Origin of the sequence: Peribacillus cavernae, assembly GCF_003989135.1 — a bacterium.
Lineage (GTDB): Bacteria > Bacillota > Bacilli > Bacillales > DSM-1321 > Peribacillus > Peribacillus cavernae.
This window is the reverse complement of the sequence record NZ_RYZZ01000040.1, coordinates 23,039-48,053: the sequence shown is the minus strand read 5'-3', so window position 1 is coordinate 48,053 and position 25,015 is coordinate 23,039. Positions and strand designations below refer to the sequence as shown.

The 25,015-nt window shown below is 40.0% G+C and carries 23 protein-coding genes and 1 pseudogene; 15 read left to right on the top strand and 9 right to left on the bottom strand.

Annotation, left to right across the window (positions count from 1 at the left end; genetic code table 11):
* Positions 1–37 precede the first annotated feature (37 nt).
* Entirely contained in the window at positions 38–1,231 is a 1,194-nt protein-coding gene (locus ELQ35_RS20085) for a DHH family phosphoesterase (protein ID WP_126866959.1), read from the top strand.
* A gap of 175 nt (positions 1,232–1,406) precedes the next feature.
* On the opposite strand, the gene ELQ35_RS20080 is transcribed toward ELQ35_RS20085, so the two are convergent.
* The 4 genes from ELQ35_RS20080 to mreBH all read right to left on the bottom strand — a co-directional run bounded on the left by ELQ35_RS20080 (position 1,407) and on the right by mreBH (position 4,864).
* Positions 1,407–2,267, bottom strand: coding sequence for a YihY/virulence factor BrkB family protein (locus ELQ35_RS20080; RefSeq protein WP_126866969.1), 861 nt, complete (start codon positions 2,265–2,267; stop codon positions 1,407–1,409).
* A gap of 152 nt (positions 2,268–2,419) precedes the next feature.
* Positions 2,420–2,986, bottom strand: coding sequence for a tyrosine-type recombinase/integrase (locus ELQ35_RS20075; RefSeq protein ID WP_126866958.1), 567 nt, complete (start codon positions 2,984–2,986; stop codon positions 2,420–2,422).
* A gap of 159 nt (positions 2,987–3,145) precedes the next feature.
* Entirely contained in the window at positions 3,146–3,700 is a 555-nt protein-coding gene (locus ELQ35_RS20070) for a thioredoxin family protein (RefSeq protein ID WP_126866957.1), read from the bottom strand.
* Positions 3,701–3,856: 156 nt separating this feature from the next.
* On the bottom strand, positions 3,857–4,864 hold the full coding sequence (mreBH, locus tag ELQ35_RS20065) for a rod-share determining protein MreBH (RefSeq protein WP_126866956.1): 1,008 nt from the start codon (positions 4,862–4,864) through the stop codon (positions 3,857–3,859).
* A 470-nt stretch (positions 4,865–5,334) separates the two neighbouring features.
* Here mreBH and ELQ35_RS20060 point away from each other — a divergent pair, with 470 nt between their 5' ends.
* A complete protein-coding gene (locus ELQ35_RS20060) occupies positions 5,335–6,438 on the top strand; it encodes an AbrB family transcriptional regulator (RefSeq protein ID WP_185861842.1) in 1,104 nt (367 codons plus the stop codon).
* A 184-nt stretch (positions 6,439–6,622) separates the two neighbouring features.
* The gene (locus tag ELQ35_RS20055) at positions 6,623–8,263 is read left to right on the top strand and encodes a M20/M25/M40 family metallo-hydrolase (RefSeq protein WP_126866954.1); all 1,641 of its coding nucleotides are present in this window, start codon (positions 6,623–6,625) and stop codon (positions 8,261–8,263) included.
* Between the two features lie 175 nt (positions 8,264–8,438).
* Here the strand turns inward: ELQ35_RS20055 and ELQ35_RS22740 are convergent, their stop codons facing one another.
* Positions 8,439–8,597, bottom strand: a complete 159-nt coding sequence (locus tag ELQ35_RS22740) for a hypothetical protein (protein ID WP_185861841.1) — start codon at positions 8,595–8,597, stop codon at positions 8,439–8,441.
* A 333-nt stretch (positions 8,598–8,930) separates the two neighbouring features.
* Between ELQ35_RS22740 and proC the strand changes: the two genes are divergently transcribed.
* The 10 genes from proC to ELQ35_RS20005 all read left to right on the top strand — a co-directional run bounded on the left by proC (position 8,931) and on the right by ELQ35_RS20005 (position 20,163).
* Positions 8,931–9,800 carry a pyrroline-5-carboxylate reductase gene (gene proC / locus ELQ35_RS20050; protein ID WP_126866953.1) on the top strand — a complete coding sequence of 290 codons (870 nt, stop codon included), beginning with the start codon at positions 8,931–8,933 and terminating at the stop codon, positions 9,798–9,800.
* 92 nt (positions 9,801–9,892) lie between these two features.
* Positions 9,893–11,026 carry a glutamate 5-kinase gene (proB, locus tag ELQ35_RS20045; RefSeq protein WP_126866952.1) on the top strand — a complete coding sequence of 378 codons (1,134 nt, stop codon included), beginning with the start codon at positions 9,893–9,895 and terminating at the stop codon, positions 11,024–11,026.
* 65 nt (positions 11,027–11,091) lie between these two features.
* Positions 11,092–12,354: a glutamate-5-semialdehyde dehydrogenase gene (locus ELQ35_RS20040; RefSeq protein ID WP_126866951.1), complete on the top strand. Its 1,263-nt coding sequence runs from the start codon at positions 11,092–11,094 to the stop codon at positions 12,352–12,354.
* Positions 12,355–12,709: 355 nt separating this feature from the next.
* Entirely contained in the window at positions 12,710–13,501 is a 792-nt protein-coding gene (motA, locus tag ELQ35_RS20035) for a flagellar motor stator protein MotA (protein ID WP_126866950.1), read from the top strand.
* Positions 13,494–14,258, top strand: coding sequence for a flagellar motor protein MotB (gene motB, locus ELQ35_RS20030; protein WP_126866949.1), 765 nt, complete (start codon positions 13,494–13,496; stop codon positions 14,256–14,258). Before motA ends, motB begins: the two co-directional genes overlap by 8 nt.
* Positions 14,259–14,470: 212 nt before the next feature.
* Positions 14,471–14,986 (top strand): type 1 glutamine amidotransferase domain-containing protein, encoded by a 516-nt coding sequence (locus ELQ35_RS20025; protein WP_126866948.1) that lies wholly within the window; start codon positions 14,471–14,473, stop codon positions 14,984–14,986.
* Between the two features lie 332 nt (positions 14,987–15,318).
* Positions 15,319–16,065, top strand: coding sequence for a type I methionyl aminopeptidase (map, locus tag ELQ35_RS20020; protein ID WP_126866947.1), 747 nt, complete (start codon positions 15,319–15,321; stop codon positions 16,063–16,065).
* A 93-nt stretch (positions 16,066–16,158) separates the two neighbouring features.
* Positions 16,159–17,271: a CdaR family transcriptional regulator gene (locus ELQ35_RS20015; protein ID WP_126866946.1), complete on the top strand. Its 1,113-nt coding sequence runs from the start codon at positions 16,159–16,161 to the stop codon at positions 17,269–17,271.
* 142 nt (positions 17,272–17,413) lie between these two features.
* Positions 17,414–18,826 carry a glycolate oxidase subunit GlcD gene (gene glcD / locus ELQ35_RS20010; protein ID WP_126866945.1) on the top strand — a complete coding sequence of 471 codons (1,413 nt, stop codon included), beginning with the start codon at positions 17,414–17,416 and terminating at the stop codon, positions 18,824–18,826.
* A complete protein-coding gene (locus ELQ35_RS20005; protein WP_126866944.1) occupies positions 18,823–20,163 on the top strand; it encodes a (Fe-S)-binding protein in 1,341 nt (446 codons plus the stop codon). Before glcD ends, ELQ35_RS20005 begins: the two co-directional genes overlap by 4 nt.
* Positions 20,164–20,256: 93 nt before the next feature.
* Here the strand turns inward: ELQ35_RS20005 and ELQ35_RS20000 are convergent, their stop codons facing one another.
* Complete coding sequence (locus tag ELQ35_RS20000) at positions 20,257–22,056, bottom strand: M3 family oligoendopeptidase (protein WP_126866943.1); 1,800 nt, start codon at positions 22,054–22,056, stop codon at positions 20,257–20,259.
* 147 nt (positions 22,057–22,203) lie between these two features.
* Here ELQ35_RS20000 and ELQ35_RS19995 point away from each other — a divergent pair, with 147 nt between their 5' ends.
* Positions 22,204–23,073: an alpha/beta fold hydrolase gene (locus tag ELQ35_RS19995; protein WP_126866942.1), complete on the top strand. Its 870-nt coding sequence runs from the start codon at positions 22,204–22,206 to the stop codon at positions 23,071–23,073.
* Positions 23,074–23,190: 117 nt separating this feature from the next.
* Here ELQ35_RS19995 and ELQ35_RS19990 read toward each other — a convergent pair.
* A pseudogene (locus ELQ35_RS19990) lies at positions 23,191–23,271 on the bottom strand (carboxymuconolactone decarboxylase family protein); the annotation flags it as partial.
* A 411-nt stretch (positions 23,272–23,682) separates the two neighbouring features.
* On the opposite strand from ELQ35_RS19990, the gene ELQ35_RS19985 reads away from it, so the two are divergent.
* Complete coding sequence (locus tag ELQ35_RS19985) at positions 23,683–24,021, top strand: phosphotransferase family protein (protein WP_126866941.1); 339 nt, start codon at positions 23,683–23,685, stop codon at positions 24,019–24,021.
* Between the two features lie 312 nt (positions 24,022–24,333).
* Here ELQ35_RS19985 and ELQ35_RS19980 read toward each other — a convergent pair whose 3' ends face one another.
* Together ELQ35_RS19980 and ELQ35_RS19975 are read right to left on the bottom strand one after the other, a co-directional pair.
* Positions 24,334–24,735, bottom strand: a complete 402-nt coding sequence (locus ELQ35_RS19980) for a type II toxin-antitoxin system death-on-curing family toxin (RefSeq protein WP_126866940.1) — start codon at positions 24,733–24,735, stop codon at positions 24,334–24,336.
* Positions 24,732–24,983 (bottom strand): AbrB/MazE/SpoVT family DNA-binding domain-containing protein, encoded by a 252-nt coding sequence (locus tag ELQ35_RS19975; RefSeq protein WP_126866939.1) that lies wholly within the window; start codon positions 24,981–24,983, stop codon positions 24,732–24,734. The genes ELQ35_RS19980 and ELQ35_RS19975 overlap by 4 nt, the downstream gene beginning before the upstream one ends.
* Positions 24,984–25,015: the final 32 nt, after the last annotated feature.

Sequence of the window (25,015 nt, the reverse complement as noted above, 5' to 3'; positions counted from 1 at the left end):
TATTACTAGTATTCGTGATTTTTTAGGGGGAATCCATATGTACCGTTTGCTGACCCATAATGATTTGGACGGAGTAAGCTGCGGCATCCTTGCGAAGTTGGCTTTAAAGGGTAAGGTAGATGTTAGTTACAACTCCATATCAGCGCTTAATCACCAGGTTGAAGCATTTCTTGAAAAGGGAGATCCGGAAACAGAACTGTTGATTACTGATTTATCGGTTAACGAAGAGAATGAAAAAAGGATTTCGGAGTTTGTTGCTGCTGGCGGTCATGTGAAATTGATCGATCATCATAAGTCAGCAGAACACCTTAATCAATATAATTGGGCTGCTGTTACGGTGACACAGACAGACGGTAAACAGGCGTCGGCGACTTCACTTTTTTTTGAATATCTACTCCAGAGAGGTTTGCTGGACCCAACTGCCACTCTCACTGAGTTTATTGAACTTGTCAGGCAATATGACACATGGGAATGGGATAAAAATAACAATATTACCTCAAAACAGCTCAATGACCTATTCTTTATGTTCTCCATTAATGAATTCGAAGAAAAATTAATCCATAAGCTTACAAACAATACAGCCTTCTTATTTGACGAAATAGAACAAAAGCTGTTGAATGTGGAAGAAAACCGCGTGGAAAGGTATATCGTCAGAAAGAAACGTGAGGTCTATCAAATAAACATTGGCAATCATTTAGCGGGAATCGTCCATGCCGAATCATATCATTCCGAGCTTGGCAACGAACTTTCCAAGGAGTTCCCTCATTTAGATTACATAGCGATAATCATGGTTGGCAGCAAGCGCATATCCTTGAGGACGATTCATGACGAAGTGGATGTATCAGAAGTAGCGGCAAAATATGATGGAGGCGGACATCAAAAAGCATCAGGCTGTAATTTGACCCCAAAAGCCTTTCAGCAATTCGTCGAAAAGACATACCATTCTGAACCGCTGAAACGGGATGCTTTTAAAAATAAATATAATACAAAAGAATCAGAGCGGGGCTGTTTATACAATGGAAAACATGATGAGAATATCTTCATCTATCTTGAAGAAAGCAGAGGCTGGTTTTTCGATTTTAATGAGAAGAAAGAAAACCAGATGTTCTCCTCCTTCGGCGATATTGAAAAACACATCAAACGGAAATATTCAGCCTATCTGGTCCGGGATGATAAATTTGTCGATTATTTATTAAAATATCATAGTAAAATGAAAAAAAATAAAGCTTGAAAAGAAAGCCGGCATCAAGTGATGCCGGCTTTCTCGATTAAACAACCCAATCGAGCAGCTTTTAATCCAAATTAGGTCGTAATTAATCCAAATCGATTAATAATCAATCCAATCCATATAACGTCTGTGTATTCTGTTTTCTATACCTGCAAATCGCTGTGCTATCCACTAACTATCAAGTCGTGATGGGTGGAGCTTTCCTGCTTGTTCTTGTTGTGGCAGTAATCGATCTTCTATAGATAATCCCATTAATTTCACCGCCAATGACCAGCACAAGCCCGGTTAAGTATAACCAGAGCATTAGGACAATGACGCCGCCTAAACTCCCATAAGTCGATGAATAGTTGCCAAAATGACTTACATAAAAGGAAAAACCCAATGAAATGAGCTGCCAAAGGACTGTCGCTGTAATAGCACCCGGAATGACTTGCTTAAACGGAAAACGTTCGTTTGGAGCGTAGCGGTACATAACGGCCAATACAATTGCGATTATCACGATGGCAACCAGCCAGCGCAATACTGTTATCAGGATTTGCATGCTTTCGGGTATAGGAACGACATTTTTTATTACATCTAAAATGACATTGCCGAAAACAGGAAGCAAAAGCGCCGCAACAAACGCCAGGATTAAACCCAGAGTCAGCACGATCGACAGAAGTCTTACCTTAATGAAACTTCTCGTTTCATCCACGTTAAAAGCAATATTCATTGAATGGATAAATGCATTCATCCCGTTTGATGCCGACCAGAGGGTGCCGAGAATACCAAATGTCAACAAGCCTCCATTTCGTTCAGTGACGATCTTTATTATATTGTCTCTAAATATATTTGTTGTTTCAGAAGGCATTACACTTTCCATAAAGTCCAGTGCTTTTTGTGGCTCTATTGACAAGTAGGGCAGGATAGAAAGCAAAAGGATCAGCATCGGAAAAAGCGCGAGCATATAATAATAAGCCTGCTCAGCCGCCAATCCGGTGGCTCTGTCTTCTTTGAATTCCTCTCCAAGCTGTTTAGCAAATGGTTTCAGTTTTATCATTTTCAGCATCAACTCCCGGGTAAATTGCGTGTAGACTCCCTTTTCCCGTATGCCTGCCTGTTTAATCCTGTTACGGATAATTCCTTTAATTCCTGAAAGCACAATAAGACTTAGTAACTCCTGGAATAAAGGTTTAACATGGCTTTGATTTGCTACAGATTCACGTCAATAATTGTTTGGATGCCTTCATCTTTTGTAATTCCCAGGTATTTGAGCGTTTCTGAAGGGGTTGAATGATGGAAATACTTTTGAATCAGAGAAAGAGAGACACCCTGTTTGTAAGCATGGAACCCAAAGGTTTTCCGCATTGAACTGGCGCCATATTTGCCTTCGATTCCCAGTGCGTCAACAGCCTGGTGGATGATTCGGTGAGCCTGTTGGCGCGTTATCGGTTTATTTGTTTTAGGAGAAAAAAATAAATAATCTTTACTTTGAAGATGCGAAACCTGAATGTATTGGGCAAGGGCGTTCTTTATCTTTGCATTCAGGTAAATCTGTTTTTCGGGATGTTGGTCATAAGCGGGTAAGAGGAAGAAATCCTTAATAGTCCCGTTCTTATCAAGAACCTCGTGGACTTTTATTTCCAGAATCTCATTTAATTTTAAGCCGGAATTGATGCCCATGACAAAAAAAAGAAAATCTCTTTCGGAATGATCTTTTAAATACTTTTTGATTGCATGTATTTGCTTTATGTCTCTAAAGGCTTCGACATAGTCCAAAGAAAATCACTCCTATAATCAACGATGCTAAATTACAGGTTATCATAGGCTTATGTTACCATCAAATATAAACGCGACAAAGCAAAAAAAGAGGTGGATCTTTGCGATATCACCTCAAATTTCATTTTAAATAAATGGCTTTACGATTTAGCTTTCAGTTCAATTTATAGCGTTGATTAGATCTTCTTTGATCTGAGCCCACAACGTCTCATCCGTTGTAAAGCGGCTTGCTAAAGTTTCAGCGAATAGTTTGAAAGCTGCCTCGTAGCTGGGATCTTCTTTTGCAGGCATTGTGTTACGCAGTTCATCGACAAATGATTGGACAACTGGCGCCCGAGGTCCCCATTTGGCTACTTCTTCTCCAGCTTGATTGATAAAAATGAAAATAGGAATGGAACGGGCTTTTCCATTGGTTAAGTATTGATCCATTAATTCAAGATTTTCATCCCGTATCAAATAACGGATATCTATATTGGCTTCTTCGCCCATCTTCATTAGAATTGGCAGGTTGACCATTGCATCGCCACACCAATCGGCGGTTAGAACGATGGCACGCAGGTTTTTCTCTTTTACAGAAGCCAGCTCAAGCTTATCCTGCTCAGTTAACTGGAACTTTTCGTAGACTGATTGCAGATTTTCTTTGTGGGTTTGCATGCTGCTGATGTAGCTGTCTTTTGTCATCCCTTTTTCAAACCAGCTATTAAGTGAACTCATTTTAGCATCCCTCCGTAAATTGATTCTTTCACTATCATACCTTGATTCGGTATCGCCTTGAAAGTATTTTGGCCGGCTTTTGCATGGATACCGCTTGAACAGGGAAAAAAAAGACCCCCGTCTTTCGACGAAAGTCTGTACATTCTATCTCGATAATTATTTAGCCGCTTTTTGCAATTTATGAATGACATCAAGAGAACGCCCGGTGCCTATTGCGACAGATTCAAGCGGGGAGGGGGCAATATGTACCGGTACAACGATTTCATTGCTCAACCATTCCTGGATTCCATTCAGAAGTGCACCGCCACCTGTCAGTACAACTCCCTGATCAACGATGTCACCGCTCAGCTCCGGGGGAGAATCTTCAAGTGTTGCGCGGATTGCTTCAAGAATATGAAGCAACGATTCCCGGATGGCCTCCTGAATTTCATCTGAATGAAGCGTGATGGTTTTTGGAAGGCCAGTTACTAGGTCACGGCCGCGGACGTCCATGGACTTGCGTGGATGTTCGACTAATGCATATGCTATTTCCACTTTAATCGTCTCCGCCGTTCGCTCACCGATAAGAAGATTGTATTTTTTTCTAACAAACTGAACGATATCTTCGTCCATTTGATCTCCGCCAATGCGGACAGAGTTGCACGATACGACACCGCCAAATGAGATGATTGCTACTTCTGTAGTGCCTCCGCCAATATCGACGATTACATTTGCAATTGGCTCACCAACCGGCAGGTCAGCACCAATTGCAGCTGCAACAGGCTCTTCAATTAAGTGAACTTGTTTTGCCCCGCAGCTTTTCACTGAATCATGAATAGCACGGCGTTCAACGGAAGTCGATCCGGAAGGTGTACATACAACTACATTTGGTTTTCGGATTGAAAAACCAAGTTTCTTGCCTGCCTTTTTCATAATTTGTTTCAGCATTTGTGTTGTAATATCAAAGTCAGCAATTACGCCGTCCTTTAATGGACGTACTGCTATGATATTTCCTGGCGTTTTGCCGATCATGCTTTTTGCTTCTGTTCCGACTGCCAGGACGGTTTTCGTTTCTGTGTCAATGGCCACAACCGACGGCTCATTTAGGACAATTCCTTTGTTTTTACTATAAACAAGCGTATTAGCCGTACCCAGGTCAATTCCTATTTCTATATTTGATAACATCTAAGTCACTCCTTCGTCAGATGACCCCCATATAAGCATTCTACATAAACTTGTCGATTTATGGGGGTAGGAATTTGTGGGAATTCCTTACTTAATGTCAAATTATTTGAAAATCAGAGATATCATCCAGATTTTCTAGCCTGTGCTTCACGAAATTACAATTATATTATTCCAGGCCATGTTAAATAGTTATTTAAAACGGCTGATACAGGAGTTTAAAACAAGCAAATTTTTCAAAAAAGGATATATTGTTTTTGTCTTGTCTTATCGAGGAGAAAACGATGTCGGATTTAAAAGATATTTCCCAGACAATATTGATCATCTTTTATAATCAATGCTATTTTCAAGCCAGTCTTCATGTTGATGAAAGTAATGCCAAAAACATAGGACCTTCCTATTTTGATAAATGATAGAACGGCCAAATATGATACCATTAAAAGGTACACAATAATAGGTAAAGAAGGTTGAAATTGTTGGGGAATTTTCTGGCATCATTTCTTCAGAATAAACAAAGCCACATTTTATTCGTAGTACCCTTCGCTTTATTAGGCGGCTTTCTGTTTCAGAATTTGGGATTGTTTTTACCATGGCTGCTCGGTCCGCTATTTATTGTGATGGCAGCAAGAATAAAGTTTGAAAAATATATGCATTGGCCCGGGGTGCTGAGGAGTTTAGGGCTAATTATACTGGGGCTTCAATTGGGGAGTTCTTTCACAAGAGAGGCACTGGGTCAGATGGGAAAATATTTGCCGCTCATGCTTGTGACGACTGTGCTTATCATTTTGTTCACGATATTTACTGCCTATCTGCTGGCCAAACGAATGAATATATCGCTGAATACAGCCTTACTTGGAAGCTTCCCGGGTGGTTTATCCCAGATGGTCGTCCTTAGCGGGGAAATAGAAGATGCAGATGAAACGGTCGTAGCCTTCATGCAGACCCTGAGGATAATTCTTGTCATTTCGATTGTGCCTTGGCTAGTGATCCATATTCTTTCCGAACGCGCATCATTGGGGATCACAAATGCGGGGAAGCAGACGTTCTTTCTGCTGGAATATGATTGGAAGCTGGCTCTTCTCATCATTCTGGTTACAGCTATCTTTATTACTGTCGGAAAAAAGGCCAGCGTTCCCATCCCATTTATGCTTGGTCCACTGCTTGCAGCGGCATTGTTTAATGTAGCGGGGAGCGAGGCGCCGCAAATCCCGACATTTTGGCTTAATTTCGCCCAACTCTTGCTTGGCGCACATTTAGGTTACACATTGAAAGTGAATAATCCAAGACTGTTTCGAAGAATGTTCGGTATGATATTTGTCACTAATGTTTTGCTTATCGGCTTCTGTTATGCGCTAACTATCATTCTGGTAAGATATTTTCAGTTCCCGATTAATGAGCTTTTTCTAAGTATTGCTCCCGGTGGAGTAACAGAGATGGCTGTTACCGCAATGGCCGTCCATGCGGATGTTTCGCTTGTCACAAGCTTTCACTTGTTTAGAATACTATTTATTTTATTTCTCTTATCACCTGTTATGAAATGGATGGCTGGGAAGTGGACTGCTGTGCAGAAAGAGTAAAAGGACTAGACTAGTGTCGCCGTACGAGTAACGCGTTTATAGATACATGGTTTATCTCTTTGCTTTCATCATTTTGTTCCATTATAAAATTTGGAATTAAATAATACTTACTTCAAAAGTGATAGAATTTTCTGGAAATTCCATAATAAAATAGTAAAAAAACGATTCGCGGGGGTTGAGAACGATGGAAAATGCCGCCCACTGGAATAATCGCGAAGCTATCGTCACTTTGATAAAACGGCTAGTAAAGGTACCAAGCATTTCTGGTACGGAACAAGAAAATGTAATGGCCAATGAGCTTATATCTGTCTTGAAAGAAATCCCGTTCTTTCAGAAAAATCCATATTTAGTCTTTGAAAAGAACCTAGCAGGCGACCCGCTGAATCGAAAGGCGGTTGCAGCGCTATTGAGAGGAAAGAAAGGTAATTCTGATAAAACGGTTATTTTATTAAGCCACTTTGATGTGGTTGGGGTAGAGGACTATGGATATCTCAAAAACGATGCATTTGATGTTGATCGATATACGGAAAAATTAAAGGCCGCGATACTGCCGCAACATATAGAAGAGGAGCTACAATCAGGAAATTGGTTGTTTGCCAGAGGAATCATGGATATGAAAGCGGGGCTGGCAGTGCATATCGCGCTTTTATCGGAATACGGCAAAGACAGGGATTTTGAAGGCAATATCCTTCTCTTATCGACGCCAGATGAGGAAAGGTATTCTGAAGGGATGTTTGCCGCTGTTGAATGCTTGAGCGAACTGAAACAGCAGCATGGACTTGATTATGTCCTTGGTATTTGCTCTGAGCCATCGTTTGCCAGTTATCCGGGTGATCAATCGAAATATATTTACCTAGGGTCAGTAGGGAAACTGCTGCCGCTTATATTCTGCAATGGAAAGGAAACCCATGTGGGCGAGCCGCTGGAAGGTATCAATGCTTCCTGGATGGCGGCAGTATTTACAGCCAACATGGAGTTGTCGGAACGGTTTATCGAGCATATAGGTGAAGAAAGAAATCCACCGCCGACCTGTCTGAAGCTTACCGACCTGAAAGAGCAGTACAGTGTGCAGACACCTACGCATGCTTATGCGCTTTATAATGTCCTGACTATTCGGCAAACTCCTGCGGAAGTGATTGAAAAGCTGACAGTGATAGCTGAAGAAAGTTCGGCAGCCATTTTCAGCAAAATGAATAAAATGTACAGCCATTCAAAGGAAGAACTAATAGACGTTATAAAGCCTAAGGTATACACGTATTCGACGCTTTATAAACTTGGGAAGGAGCGGTTTGGAAAGGGATTCGAAACGAGCCTGCGCGAAATGGAGGCTAAAGTGGTTACTGATTACCCCCTGGCGACAGTGGAGTTGGCGAAGAAGATCAGCAGTTATTTCCAAGACCTGGCACCTTTTTATCTAATCATGATTGCGCCGCCGTATTATCCTCATGTTTCCTTACAAAAGGATGGGGGAAGAGATGAAAGGATAGTAGCGATCGCAAAGCGGATTATCAAAGAGGCACGAGTTAAGCATAAGGAAGTGCTGAAGCTGAAGCAGTTTTTTACGGGATTGTCCGATGTCAGCTACTGCAGGCTTCTTGATGCCCATCAGGTTATACCTTCTCTTGTCGACGAGATGCCTTTATACGGTAAGAATTATAAACTGCCGCTTAAAGAAATACAGGCTTTGGATATTCCAACGATAAACCTTGGACCGTATGGTAAGGACGCACATAAAAGGACCGAACGGTTAGAACTTGATTTCTCAACCGAAAAACTCCCAGAACTATTGAAGTTTGCCTTGCATTCTGCATTAAACCAGTCATAAGGAAAAGAGGCCAATCATGTATGGGTTGGCCTCTTTGTTTTTTAAGAGAAAACTATAGATTATTTAAGTGAATAACTTAATTCAGGTTACCTTCATCCAGCTCCGACGTCGCAACAGGACGGGGCGGTTTTAGTCGACGTTCCTCTAAAGTGCTTGCACTTTTGCTTTTAGACGGTTATTTCAATTCTCTTCCGCTGTTTTTAAACGCTTCGAGTGCAACCATATCTGGTTCTTCATGTTCGCCAATATGGTCTTTTTTCTCTGCCATACTGTTTTGCGGGAACTCACCCGGATGTCTTTTTTTCTTAGAATTCAAATGTTGACCTCTGCTCATGAAATTGCCTCCTTTTTTTTTATTCCTTTAAAGTGTGGCTAATTTGAAGGTGAATTATGTTCTGTCAGGATCAGGAACTAATTTATCGTCGTTTAGGAACCTGTAATAATCTAGACCTGTGGAAGGCACACCTGTTGTATTTGAGGATAAGCGGCTTTTATCGCCCTTAAAAGTGGTTCAAGCAAAATTAGATTGGAATGTTACCGCTTACCCTAACTAATTCGGAGATATCCTTACAATCTTTCGCTAAGACCTTGATTATACAAATGAGCGTGTTAGTATGAAGTCATTGTAAAAAAGCGAACGAAAATGCAAACAACATGGGAGGCCGAGATGTTAAACAAACAGAGAATTGCTTTTATAGGTGCAGGATCAATGGCAGAGGCAATGATTTCTGGTTTTGTGAACTCAGAAAAAGTTCCAGCCGATCAAATCATTGTTACGAACCGAAACAATCAAGAACGATTACAAGAATTAGAAAACAAATATGGGATTAAGACTTCAAAAAGAGAAGACATACAGTTTGATCATGTTGACATATTAATTTTAGCGATGAAGCCGAAAGACGCTGATATTGCTTTACAATCCATTAAGGAATATATAAAACCGCACCAGCTTGTTCTTTCCGTTTTAGCTGGAATTTCAACCTTCTTTATGGAACAAAATCTCCAAGCAGGCCAAGCAGTTATTCGGGTGATGCCGAATACTTCGAGTATGATCGGGGAATCTGCTACAGCCCTCTCCCCTGGTCAATTCACAACAAAACAACAAGTTGCTATTGCGGCTGAATTACTAAAGACTATTGGCGAAGCATATATCATCGAGGAAGAGAAGATGGATATATTTACGGGCATTGCCGGCAGTGGTCCAGCTTATTTTTATTTCTTAATGGAACATATGGAACAGGAAGGCTTAACCGGAGGATTGGATGCCGAAACAACAAGGCAAATTATTGCCCAAACAATCGCTGGAGCTGCGAAAATGATTCAGTCCCAAAATGAAACACCAACCGTTCTTAGAGAAAATGTAACTTCTCCGAACGGCACAACGGAGGCAGGATTAAAAGCGTTAGAGAGTAAGGGCGGGGGCAAAGCGATTGCCGAAGCTATTAAGCACGCTGCAACGCGCTCTAAAGAGATAAGTTCTCAACTTGAGGAAAATCTTGTGAATCAAAAGGTTGAAAAAGCCAAAGTGATGGTCTAAATAATAAAAAGTGATGGATTTTATTAAGCTAAGAAAAACTCGTTTCTTAAACATGTGAAAGTAGTAACAAATAGAGATGCAGGAGTGATAGAATGACAACTTTTGACCATGAGAAAAAGCGTATCGTAATTAAAGTAGGCAGCAGTTCATTAACAAGTCGGCATGGCGAAATCAGCCGAAGAAAATTAGAAAAGCTTGCTGATGAAATTGTGTTATTAAAGGATGCAGGACATGAGGTGGTATTTGTTTCGTCCGGCGCTGTTGCTGCAGGATATCGTAAGCTTGGATGTCTTAATCGGCCTGATACCTTACCAGAAAAACAGGCTGCGGCTTCAATCGGACAGGGACTGTTAATAGAAGCTTATTCCGAATTGTTTTTATCACATGGCTATGTTGCCTCCCAAATACTCATTACAAGAAGTGACTTTTCTGATGAATACCGCTATAACAATGTTCGAAATACAATTAATGTCTTATTAGAACGCGGAATCATCCCGATTGTCAATGAGAATGACACTGTTACGATTGACCGGTTAAAATTTGGAGATAATGATACGCTATCAGCGAAGGTTGCCGGACTAGTTGAAGCAGATCAGCTCATCATTCTTTCAGATATTGAAGGTCTGTATGATTCTGATCCACGAACGAATCCGCAAGCTGAATTGCTAGAAAAAGTATATGAAATCACTCCAGAAATTGAAGCAGCAGCAGGAGACCCAGGGAGCTCGGTAGGAACTGGTGGAATGAAGTCCAAAATTGATGCTGTTAAAATCGCGATGGCCTCCGGAATATCGACATTTTTAGGGAAAGCAGGCATTCCTAATATATTAATTGATGCGGTTAGCCAACGAGCAAAGGGAACCTATTTTGAATTGGCAACAAATATGAACAATCTAAATCACAAGAAGCAATGGATTGCTTTTAATTCTGGACCTGAAGGCGAAATTATGCTGAATCCAAGTATGACAAATTCAATAGTTGAAAAAAAACAAAATGTTCTCTCTGCTGATATTCAAGAGATAAGCGGACACTTTCAAAAAGGCGCTGTGGTCCGGATTATCGACGTAGACGGTGAAAGAATCGGACTTGGTGTTGTTAATTATTCTTCAGAAGAATTGCAGGAATTAAAAAGAACAGCTGAAAATGGTGTTGATGGGAAACTAGCAGTTGTTGATTTTGATGATCTTGTGTGTGATTTAGAACTTTCTATACCAGTTGGTTTATAAAGTATCGTTTCATTCATTGGGGTTTTACTGTCCGTTAGAACGGGATTAAAAAAGGGAGGAATTGCATGACACTAGTAATAGAAAAATCAAATGTCGAGTTACAGGCTATTGAGGCAAAAAAAGCAGCAAAAACTGTAAGTATATTGACTACAGAAGAAAAAAATAAAGCATTATTATTGATAGCGGATCAATTGGAAGTAGAATATGAAACAATCTTGAAGCAAAATGAACGAGATCTGCAAATGGGACGGGAAAAAGAATTTGAAGATGCCTTTATGGATCGTCTTGCTTTGACTAAAGAACGGATCTTTGATTTTGCGAACGGTTTGCGGGAAGTGGTAAACCTGACCGATCCAATTGGAGAGCTTCTCTCAAGCCGAACCTTGGAAAATGGCCTGAAAGTCAACACCGTTCGCGTACCCCTCGGTGTTATTGGAATGATTTATGAAGCACGGCCAAATGTTACGGTGGATGCTACAGGACTTGCCTTAAAATCGGGAAATGCAATTGTTCTAAAAGGAGGCTCATCTGCTTTATTTTCGAATAAAGCCATTGTTGAAGTAATGCATCGGGCCCTTGTGCAAACGAAAATCCCGAAAGAGGCTGTTCAATTTATTACAAGCACAAATCGCGAAACAACGGAGCAATTGTTTACGATGAAAGAACATATCGATGTGTTAATCCCTCGCGGCGGTGCTTCTCTTATCAATGCTGTTGTTAATAATGCAACTGTTCCGGTGTTAGAAACCGGGGTTGGAAACTGTCATCTTTACATTGATGCAGAAGCAGATGTTGAAAAGGCGTTATCCATTCTTGTCAATGCAAAAACGGACCGACCTGCTGTCTGTAATTCGATCGAAACGGTGATAATCCATAAAGAATGGTTTGAGAAGCATCAACAGGCAATAATTGATACTTTTAACCAGTTCGATATTAAAGTCTTTGGAGACGATTTTGCAGTGAGCATCATTCCAGATGCCAAATTAGCGGGCAGCAAAGACTGGGCAGACGAATATTTGAGTTTGGCGATTGCCGTTAAAACGGTCATGAATCTGGACGAGGCTATTTCACATATTGAAACTTACGGGACCAAACACTCTGAAGCAATTGTGACAGAAAATCAGGAAACAGCAGCCTTGTTTATGAAATTAGTGGATGCAGCAGCTCTTTATCATAATGCATCTACTCGTTTTACTGATGGCAGGGCGCTCGGATTCGGTGCCGAAATTGGCATCTCCACACAAAAGCTTCACGCACGCGGACCGATGGGGCTGCCTGCTCTCACGACGGTAAAATATTTAATGTATGGACACGGTCAGATTCGTTAATGACTGGTGTTTTTCTAAAAAGCAAAGTGTTGAAAAACTGGTGCAGCCTTGTGGCTAAATGCACCAGTTCTTTTTATATAAACTTTCAACGAGTGGAAGTGGAATAATGTTGAATGAAGTCGCCGAGCTAATAATTTGTGGAGCAACTAAATTAGAAAATAAGCAACCAAATCCTAAATTCAGCAAACAAGTCAGAATTTAAGCAGCCAAATCATATATTTAGCAACCAACCCAGAAATTTAGCAACGAAACCAGCAGAAGCAACTATACGGAATTTTATCGAAAAACGCTCATTTTTTTGTCTTACCTTCCGATATAAAAGAGAGAGTAGAAAATTAATGAATGGGTGAGTTTTATGGATAAAACATCAATAATCGGAATTCTGCTCGGTGTTATTGCATTAGGAGCAGGGATGGTCTTAAAAGGGGTGAGCCTTACTGCACTTCTTAATCCCGCGGCTATTTTAATTATAATTGCCGGAACTATAGCTGCCGTAACAACAGCTTTTCCGCTGTCGGAGCTTAAAAAGCTTCCTAAATTATTCAAGATTCTGTTTACGGAACAGAAACTGACAAAGCCTGAAGAATTAATCCAAACCTTTTCTGAATGGGCAGTCGTTGCGCGAAAAGAAGGGTTGCTTGCATTGGAGGGAATTTCTGAGCAAGTCGAAAATCAGTTTTTGAAGAATGGATTGAATCTTGCAGTAGAAGGCCAAAGTGCAGATTATATACGTGACATATTATCGGAAGAGATTGATGCCATGGAAGAAAGACACCTTTCCGGTGCCGCCATTTTTACACAAGCCGGAACGTATGCCCCGACTCTTGGAGTACTCGGAGCCGTTATTGGATTGATTGCAGCACTCGGCAATATGGACAATACTGATGAACTTGGCCATGCCATCTCAGCGGCATTCGTGGCTACATTGTTGGGGATTTATACCGGGTATGTACTGTGGCATCCATTTGCGAACAAACTAAAGCGTAAATCGCAGCAGGAAGTCCGCCTGAAGCAAATGATGATAGAGGGAATCCTGTCAATCATTGAAGGGGAAGCTCCGAGAACCATCGAACAGAAATTGACTTCATACCTGCCGGCTGAGGATCGGAAAAAATGGCTTGAAGGCAGCGTGAAGCAGGATGGCTAAGCGGAAAAAACAGAAAAGGCATGAAGAGCATGTAGATGAATCATGGTTAGTTCCATATGCTGATATCTTAACACTGCTGCTCGCTTTGTTTATTGTCTTGTTTGCAACCAGTTCAGTTGATGCCAATAAGTTCAAACAGTTATCAACTGTATTCAATCAGATTTTCAACGGCGGGACAGGCGTGATGGATTATCAGAGCCCGGTTAATAATAATAACCCTTCTAATACGAACAAAAAAGAAATGGACCAAAGCGTTAACCAGGAGAGCGGAAAGGGGATTCCGGGAAAGGAAGAGGAACAGGAACTGGCCGAAATCCAGCGGAAAGTGAACCAATATATTCAGAAGAAACAGCTGACCAATAAATTAGCCACATCGTTGACAGAAGAAGGCTTGCTTGTCACGATTCGCGACAATGTCTTGTTCGGGTCAGGAAGCGCTGATGTCAGGGAAGAAGATCGAAAAATTTCTCGAGATATCTCTGAATTGCTTGTCATGAACCCTCCCAGGAGCATTATCATCAGCGGACATACCGACAATATCCCGATCCAAACGTCCCAGTATGACTCAAACTGGGATTTAAGTGTTATGCGTGCCGTCAACTTTATGAAGATGTTGCTTGAAAATGAGAAGCTGAACCCCGAATCGTTCAGCGCTAAAGGCTATGGGGAATTTAAACCGGTTGCCTCTAACAAGACAGACAAAGGACGTGCGAAGAATCGAAGGGTAGAGATCTTAATCATGCCAAGAGTGAATTGATCAGTAAGAGCATCGAAACGGTAAGTCCGCAATCACCCGAATATCTTTAACTGAAAATATCTCCTTTATTAATATATAGTAAAACGTTCATTTTGTGAAGAGATCGTTATGAAGAAAAGGTTAGGCTTTTCATTTTCGTTTATATTTTATAATAAAGGGAAGAAGAAGAGAGTAAGAGTTCATTCAATCAACGATAAGGAGATGGATAAATAATGAGTAAGAAAATAGCCTGCGTTGTAACTAACATGTTTGAGGATGTTGAATACACAGAACCTGCAAAAGCATTTGAGGAAGCTGGCCATACGGTGGTTACGATTGAGAAGGAAAAAGGCAAAACCGTTACCGGTAAAAATAACGAAGCCAAAGTGACAATTGATGAAAGCATAGACAATGTAAATCCTGCTGATTTCGATGCTTTATTCATCCCTGGAGGCTTCTCTCCTGACCAGCTTCGTGCGGATGATCGTTTTGTATCATTTGCCAAGTCATTTATGGATGAGAAGAAACCGGTACTTGCCATCTGCCATGGTCCGCAGCTGTTAATTACTGCAAAAACATTAGAGGGACGAAACGCAACAGGCTTCAAATCGATTAAAGTGGACATGGAATATGCAGGAGCTACCTATAAGGATGAGGAAGTTGTCGTTTGCGGCGGACAGCTGGTTACAAGCCGTGACCCGAGGGATATCCCGGCATTTAATCGTGAATCACTAAATTTACTTAAGTAAGCACGAAACCCCGGCCACATTGCCGGGGCTTTTTTAATTTTTTGTACCAGTCATCATTAATCCCCCATAGTAATACTACTTCATCACACGATTTGCCGCGCATTAACGGACAGTAAGACCCCACTTCAAGGCTAAGAAGAAACCACGAAGTCTAAATGTGGGACAACTGTCCGTAATTTCCCGATTTGTTCAACTAACCATCAGTGGGAGTAAAGAAAACCCCCACTGATGGAAGTTCCACTTTATCTTCCTCAGTCCTTAACTATTCATATCCCCGATTATTTGGAGTAAAATAGAAATATAGTTTATCTTGAATAAAGGAAGTGTCATGATTGATCGTATTGAAGTCAGAACGCGAAATCCAGGCTATGCATAAATCAGGTGAAATCTTAGCCGCATGCCACCGGGAAATCGCTAAATTGATTGCACCAGGCATTACTACATGGGAGATTGAAGAATTTGTTGAGAATTATTTGCGTAAAGCGGGTGCAAGGCCTGAGCAAAAGGGATATAAAGGGTATGAGTATGCAACTTGTGCCAGTATAAATGAGGAAATCTGCCATGGCTACCCGCGGAAATCGCCATTACAAAACGGGGATATCGTAACGATTGATATGGTTGTGAACTATAACGGGGCCCTGTCCGACTCTGCCTGGACGTATAGGGTAGGCGATGTAACAAAAGAAACGGAGCATTTACTGGATGTTACGAAGGAATCATTATACAAGGGGATCGAGCAGGCTGTCGACGGCAACCGGATTGGCGACATTGGCCATGCGATCCAGGCATACGTGGAGTCTGCAGGCTTTTCGGTTGTACGAGACTTCATCGGCCATGGAATAGGTGCTGTCATTCATGAAAAACCGGAAGTGCCCCACTACGGTCTGCCTCATAAAGGGGCCCGGCTTAAAGAGGGTATGGTGTTTACCATTGAACCGATGGTAAATGTCGGTACTTATAAATCAGTAAGGGACCCAAATGGCTGGACAGCATCCACTGCAGATGGGAAATATTCCGCCCAATACGAGCACACCATCGCGATTACCAAAGATGGCCCGCTGATCTTGACCGAACAATAAGGTGGAAAAATCCAATGCTGCATTGGATTTTTTTGTGTCTGTTCTTTCTGTTTCTTTTATAATAAGGATAGAGAAACAGTTGGGGGTAAAAACATGATCTTGCCTGAGCTTGCTGAAAAAATCATTGAAGAAGTAAAAAAGCTGATGGACGAGGACATCATTGTTGTGAACACAGAAGGCACAATCATTGCCAGTACAGATCAAAATCGAATTGGTACCTTCCACGAAGGAGCACTTATCGCCTCAAAACAGGCGGAAAAATTAACCATTACAGAGGAAGATCAAAAACATTTATCAGGTGTGAAGGCGGGGATCAACCTTCCAGTCTTTTTTCAAAAAGAGGTAATCGGTGTTATTGGAATCACTGGTGATCCTGAAAAGGTATCTCCTTTCGGGGAGATCCTTAGAAAAATGACGGAATTGTTTATCAGGGAAAACTATTTTTCAGAACAGCTCGACCTGCAATCCAGGGCACTTGAGGCCTTTGTATTTGACTGGGTCCAATCGGGAGAATGGAAGCCGGCCTTTTATGATAGAGCCCAATTGTTACATGTCGATCTTTCCGTACATAGGCAGGTGGTCATTGCTGAATTAAACCAACAACAGCCCGTTCATCGTGACATTTGGCAGTCGATTTTCAGGTGGAATAACGGGGGGGACAATGATATTATCATTCGCTGGGGCAATGACCGGCTTGTGATGCTTCTAGAAACGAAGGAAGCAGATAACCAGGGGAATATATTTCGAAGAATCTCTTTGTTTCATCAATTTCTGAAAAGCTACCTGCACATTCCTATACCCATAGGAGTCGGACAACAGGTTCCCCCCGAACAATTACAAAAGTCATATAAGCAAGCCGAACGTGCTTTAAAGGCAATAAAACACGAAGATAGAATCTTGTTTGACGAAGACCTTACCATCGAGATGGTTCTTGATGATTTACGTTCCGAGACGAAAAGCGTGTTCCTAGAAAGAACGATTGGCCCTATCCTTGCTGAGCGTGAGCTTATTTTAACAATAAGGGAATTATTTCAACAAAACCATTCTTTAACCAGGACATCGAAAGCTTTACACATTCATATCAATACCCTCCATTACAGGCTGAAAAAAATTGACGAGCTGACCGGCCTTAACCCGGGCAATATCTTAGATTTGCTTACCATTTACTTAGGATTAATCATTTTAGATGATCATACAAAAAACTAATGATTGAACGTTCATATTTCAGATGATTATCCATAGCGGGAACTCCCGCTTTTTTTTATACTTAAGTTAGATATGAAACGCTTACATCATTAATGGATCAATAACTAAGTATTAATGTAGATGCTTAAAATAGGGGGCTTTTATGATTACCAAAGAAATCGCTCAAAAGCTTACAGCTGTTGTCGGAAATGAAAATTATCAGGATTCAAAAGCAGGGCGCCTGGTATATTCCTATGATGCAACACCAAACTTTCAATCATTGCCGGATGCAATTATAAGTCCTCGCAATACAAAGGAAATCGCAGAAGTCGTAAAAATATGTAACGAATATGGAGTGCCTATCGTTCCGCGGGGCTCTGGTACAAATCTTTGTGGGGGAACATGCCCAACAGAAGGCGGCATTGTCCTTTTGTTTAAGCATTTGAATAAGATATTGGAAATCGATGAAGAAAACTTAACGGTTACTCTCCAACCCGGTGTGATTACGTTTGATTTGATCCAGGCTGTTGAAGCCAAAGGGCTGTTTTACCCGCCGGACCCGGGTTCAATGAAAATCTCCACAATGGGCGGAAATATCAATGAGAATTCAGGAGGATTGAGAGGACTCAAATATGGAGTGACTCGGGACTATGTGATGGCGCTCGAAATTGTCCTGGCGAACGGAGATATTATCCGCACTGGCGGAAAGCTTGCGAAAGATGTCGCGGGATACGATTTTACCCGTTTATTTGTGGGGTCTGAAGGTACGCTTGGAATCATTACTGAAGCTACTTTAAAACTGATCCCCATACCCGAGACCAAGAAAACAATGCTTGCCCTATATCAAAGTTTAGAAGCTGCGGCAAAAAGCGTTTCTAAAATCATTGCCAGTAAAATCATCCCTGCTACCCTGGAATTTATCGACCAACCTACCCTGGAAGTGATCGAAGCTTATGCCCAAATCGGCTTGCCAACTGATGTTAAAGCTGTTTTACTGATTGAACAAGACGGGCCACCAGAGATCGTCGAAAGAGATATGCTGAAAATGGAGGAAATCTGCAAACAGGAGCAGGCTGTTTCCGTCCAGGTAGCCAAATCGGAAGAAGAAGCAGAAGCGCTTCGCACAGCCCGCCGTACAGCTCTTTCCGCTTTGGCGCGGCTAAGTCCAACAACAATACTGGAAGATGCAACAGTGCCAAGATCGGAAATATCTAAAATGGTTAATGCCATTAACGACATTGCTGAAAAGTACAACCTAAAGATTTGCACATTTGGACATGCCGGGGATGGAAACTTGCATCCAACCTGTCCGACAGATGCCCGCAACCACGAGGAAATGGAACGGGTTGAACAGGCCTTTGCTGAAATTTTTGAAAAAGCAATTGAACTTGGCGGGACGATTACCGGTGAGCATGGGGTCGGGGTGATGAAAGCGCCGTATTTGGAATGGAAACTGGGCAGGGAAGGGATCGCTGCGATGAAGGCTGTGAAAACAGCGCTTGATCCAAATAATGTCATGAATCCCGGAAAAGTGTTCGCAAAAGACAGCAGAAAACGAGTGGTGGTGTCAAAATGACGACAGTAAAAGAACAGGAAGCAATTCAAAAGCAGTTTCAGGAACGGATGGATGAGAATGAACTGCTCAACTGTATGCGTTGCGGTTTTTGCCTGCCATCTTGTCCCACCTATATAGAATCAGGCTTTAATGAATCCCATTCTCCCCGCGGAAGAATTGCGCTTATGAAAGCTGTAGTTGACGGGGTAATCGAGCCCGATGAGGATGTTGAACACTCATTGAACCTTTGCCTTGGCTGCCGGGCGTGTGAACCTGTATGTCCATCAGGAGTTAAATACGGACATTTGCTTGAAGAAGCAAGAGATATCATTAACCAAAATAAAAAGCATTCCCTGCCTGTGCGGACTGTTCGCAAAGCCGTTTTTAACGGTCTTTTTCCCCATCAAAACCGGATGAGAACCATAACCGGCTTGCTCGGCTTTTATCAAAGATCCGGTCTTCAAAATGCAGCTAGAAAAACCGGGATTATGAAGTTGTTGCCGGACAACCTGGCAACGATGGAAAAAATTCTGCCCGCTGTTCCAACCATGAAAGAAATGAGGGATCGTCCAGAGCATCTGCCAGCTCAGGGACCAAAAACGAAAAAAGTTGCTTTTTTTACAGGCTGTCTAATGGATACAATGTTTTTAGAAACAAATAATGCAACAATGAAATTGCTGCAGCTTGCCGGATGCGAAATCGTCATCCCAAAAAGCCAATCTTGCTGCGGTGCCTTGCATGGGCACAGCGGCGAAAAAGCTACCGCAAAAGAGATGGCAAAAAGAAACATACAGGCTTTTGAAGATTTGGATGTGGACTACATCATTACAAACGCCGGCGGTTGCGGCGCCTTTCTGATTGATTATGACCACCTATTAAAGGACGACAAGCTTTGGAAGGAACGTGCAATTGAATTTAAAGATAAATTAAAGGATATCACCGAAATCCTGGTGGAAGTTGATTTTCATAAAAACATCAATCTTAGGCTGCCGCACCAAATTATCACCTACCAGGACTCATGCCATCTAAGGAATGTCATGAAAACAGCTTCTGCCCCACGAAAATTAATGCAAGCCATCGAAGGCATTGATTATCGGGAAATGAAGGATGCAGACCGTTGTTGTGGTTCAGCTGGTATCTATAATATCGTGGAGTCCGAAATGTCTATGCAGATTTTAGACTATAAAATGGAACAAGCGAAAGCGACACATGCGACGACGATTGTCACTGCAAACCCTGGATGTTTGTTACAAATGAAACTGGGTATGGAGCGAGAAGGGTTATCCAGTCATGCTAGAGCTGTTCATATTGTGGACCTTCTACTGGAAGCGACTGGGGAGGAAGCCGTAATAAAATAGCGGATCACCACTTTATAGTTTTTTTCAAAGTCCAAAAAACACCGTCTATCATTATTATGGACGGTGTTTTGGATCAGATTAATTATTAGCTAATTAAACCATTTTTTCTGTAATCAATAAATATTCGTTGATTGCGTCTACTGTCGGTTGAATAGATGCCTCCCAAAATCTTTTCTCTTCAACAGTTTGGTTCAGGTAACGCTCTGCTAGTTGTTCTACTGTCATTCTGCCCGAATTACGTAAGAGCTCATCGTATTGTGCTGGGAACAGAGTACCTTGTTCCTTGGCCAAATTATAAATCCCGTTACTAAATAAGAAACCAATTGTATAAGGAATGTTATAGAAAGCTTGTTCGGTGCTATATAAGTGTGGGATTGTTATCCATCTGTAATAATCAATCTCATTTACTATATCTCCATATAAGTTATTATCCATTTCATTCATCAAATTTGAAATCTCTTTTTCGGTTAGCATCCCTTTTTTTCTTTCTTCGTATAATTTCAATTCGAATTCAAACATAGCAGGTACCATTCCAAGATACTTCAAACCATTTGTTATTTTCATTTCTAGTAAAGATAATTTTTGTTCATCGTTTAAAGCTCGGGCGATGGCAGCATCAAGAACTAAATTTTCTGTAAAAGTTGATGCGGTTTCTGCTACACTAGTCCCTTTATGCTGTGAGAAGGCTGGTTCTTCATGCAAAATATAATTATGGTAAGCATGCCCGAGTTCATGGGCTAGTGTCACAACATCTTGATAATTACCTCCAAAGGTAAGAAATACGCGGCTTTCTTTCGAAAGTGGCATTGATGCACAAAAGGCACCATGTGTCTTATCTGTTCGATTTTCAGCCTCAATCCAACCTTCTTTAAATGCCTTTTCCGCAAACAAGCCTAATTTCTCATGAAAGCTATGAAATTGAGTAATCACAATTTCAGCAGCTTCTGTGTAGGTAACTTTTTTCTCCGTCGTGAAGCTTGGGACTAAAATGTCATACCACGCTAATTTATCAAGCTTTGCTACTTGAGCTTTGCGTTTTAAAAATGTTTTTATAATATCTTTATTTTGCTTTACGATAGATACCAAGGTAAGTAACGTTTGTTCTTTAATTCTATTTTGTTCTAATAATTCTGTTAGGACATTCTGCCAACCACGCTTTTTATAAACATCCAATCTATAGCCAGTAATATGATTAAGAACAGAAGCAAAAGAATCTGCATGTTTTTCACACACTTTAATAATTGAACGAGCTATTTTTTGACGTTGTGATCTGTCATTTGAAAACATAGCCTGATTTAAAGCCTGGCCAATGGATATCTCTTCTTCTTTCTCATCTTTTTCGAAGAATTTAAGCTTGGACATCAGAAGATCATAATGATTCCCCCACCCATTAAATCCATTTACGGATAAATCATTAATCATTTTTTCCATTTCTAACGGTAATTTATTGTTCGCATGTTGTTTACGTTCCTCTAAATAAAACTGGTAAGCCTTCACTTCTTCCTGCTGAAGCAAATCTGACCATATCTTTTCTGGAAGTCTAACTAGTAATTGATCGAGTTCTACTTTAAGGGATTCAAGTTCTGCTTTAATTTTTGAGCTTTCTGCCAATAAATTAGACACTTTGGTGTCTTCTACATTCTCAGAATAAACACAAATAAGAAACTCATCTACCTCAAGGGAATCACTCATTACTTCTTGAATACCCTGAAAAAGATTTAATAGATCTGGGATCTTGCTTCTTTCAATTGGTAAACCAAAACTTTTAATCTTTTCATATAGCTGCTTAATATCAAGATTAAGACGAGTAATTATATCTTTTAGCTTCTCTGATTCAACCCCACCGGCGTATAATGAATTAAGATTCCAATTCTCTCTAATCGTTTGCTTCAATATTTTAACCTCCTAAATGTTTCCTTACAGCAAAGTATATAAGAAAAAGAATGTCCTATCATCCCATATGTTCTAATCTATATAAGTTGAGATTAAGAATTGCACCTAACACAAATCAGTCAATACTTGGAATTATAGGAGGTAACTATGACTGGTGAAAAATTTATTTCTATAGATGGTCAACGACTAAATGTTAATATTATCGGTGATGGAGAACCTATCTTGTTTCTCCATGGTGTTCCTGGAAGTGAGCATCGTTTTTTTTTACCCCATGTTATTCCTTTATCACAACAATTTAAGTTAATTCTATATGATCAAAGAGGTTGTGGTAAATCAGAACCATCTAAACAAAATCATTATTCTATGGAGGATGAAGTAAACACTTTAGAATTACTGCGAATAGAACTAGGTCTCCAAAAGATTAACTTATTCGGTGAATCTTGGGGTTCAATGCTTGCTTTACTATATGCAACTAAGTATCCGGGCAGAGTAAACAAAATACTTTTAACTGCTTCAATTGGTGTTACAAAAGAGGGGTTTGAAAGGTTCGGACAAGAATTAGAGAAAAAAATCTCTGAACAGGAGAAAGTAAAACTTTCTGAATTAGAAAAGAAACTAAAAATTGATGAATCATCTTTGGATGATATTTTGAATATCTTAGACCCTTATTATGTTTTTTCTAGAGAAGCCTTAAAGCATAAAGAAAAAATCTCTATTAATAATTTAGTTAATCAATCGATAGGAAGAGATATTTTAAATAACTATGACTTAACAGCAAAACTAGATTTACTTTCAAAAATATCAATTCTAGTTGCACAAGGAAGTCATGACATTTTAACACCAGAGCTAATCGAAGATCTTTTGATAAAATTTATACCTCATGCCAGACTTATAGAAATTGAAAATTGCGGTCATTGGACTGTTGTAGAGAGACCTGAAGAAATGATTAGAATCGCTCATGAATTTTTTAAGAATGCCGATAACAACATTTATAGATGCGATCGGGCGCAATTTTAGTACAAGGAAATAGTGTCTTTTTTAGTTATCATCTTGAACATAATATTACTTATTTGACAATAATTGTGCAGCAAAATAAATGAAAAAACGAACATCACAGGATGTTCGTTAGGAAAATTAAGTCTTAGTTGCTGTATTGCCCATTGCAATAGAGAGTCTATTCCAACTATTTATTTGATTAATAATAAGAACTATATTGGGACATTTAGTTGAACAAAAAGAAGGAGTATTACTTAAATATAAAGCAAATAACGTACTAAGGTTTGATAATACAGGAGGATCTTATGACAAGATTACCTTCCCTAGTCAAAAATTCCGAAAATATAACGATATAGATTTAAGCTCAATAGATAAGCTAAATGGAGTCAATTCAGAAAGAGGAGTGTTTTCTTACAGGGGTTATTCAACAAAAAAATCTTACATTTTGAAGAATTGTATACAAAAGAGGGAATTTGATGTCTATACCAAGCATTCCTCTTTTTTTAAAGAAAACAACATCAATATCCAAATCTTTATTTTTCTTGTGAACAAGATGGAGAATATTGGATTGTTATTGAGGACATACCCCACTTATTCCCAAAAAGCCGTTGGAAAGCAGATTCAATATACATGCTTTACCAATTACATTCGAATAGCTGGGATAGCTGTATAAATCTAAAAAATCCTTATCATTTTTTCTGGGAAGAAGAAACAATGGGAAGAGTCCAACAATTTCTCCCCCTTGAATTAACCGATATTCTAAGTTTCCTACAAGAACAAGCAAAAGTCTTATTTAGACCATTATGTTGTATTTCTGGTGACCCAAACCCAACGAACTGGGGAGTCAGAAACAATGGTGATTTAGTGTTATTTGATTTTGAACGTATTGGCTATGGAAATCCTGCTATTGATTTAGCTATAACTATGCCAGGCTTTGGAAGTCAAGATGGTTCATTAGAATATTTGTAGAAAAATACATTTTACAATGGAAAAAAATTCCTTTTGTATTCCCTTTTTCCGTTGAAAAATTAGCAAAACAAATTCATTTAGCAAAGTCTTGGAGTGCTTTAGATTATTTAGCACATAATTTCAATACAATGAACAAACAGAATTTAGTTCCTTTTGTTGAACAATTAACAGAAAAGCTGAAGATTACTTACCTAAGCTAAGGGTGCGTTAGTTAAAGAGTACCTGTTCCTTAGCTCTTATTCATGTGTTTAGGTATTCCACGAAATCGAGCGCTATAATAGTGAAAAGCCATTCTTTAAGTGTGCAAGGGCTTTATAGCTTTTTTGTATTCTCTTTAATAGTTGAGACAATTTCTTCAAATGTGTATTTATGGTTGACAACATCTACTGTAAAGTCTTGTTCCTCCTCTATTCCCATTGTCCATCTATAATGATTTATTTTCAAGAACACAATGAATGAAGCAAGAGCTGTTCGTTTGTTTGCATTGTGGAAAGCATGATTTTTAGCTATTGATTCAAATAGTGCAGCTGCTTTTTCATAAATAGATGGATAAGCATCATTACCAAATACTGATTGCATAGGTCGGTTAATTGCAGAGTCAAGTAGGTTTGGATCTTTTACTCCTACTGGTTCTTGTGGAGAGAATAGACGAATTTGCACTGTATTTATAGCAATAACTTGATTTGTTGTTAAATACATTATTTCGTCAATCATCTGTCTACTAGTCCTTTAAATGCTTTGTCATGCTCTTTTATTATGTCGTTTAGAATATCCATAAATTCAGCATCTACTCCATCTGGAAGTTGTAGCTGCTCTTTCTTTCGTAAAATGATCTTTCCGTCTTTTACTTCTACTTGTACGTCATCTCCTTGAGCTAATCCCACTTGCTTTAATAACTCAGGAGGTAGTGTGATTCCAATACTGTTCCCTATTTTAGTAACTTTTCTTTCAATTTGTTCCACAACTTTCACATCCTTGTTATGACTGTTATAAC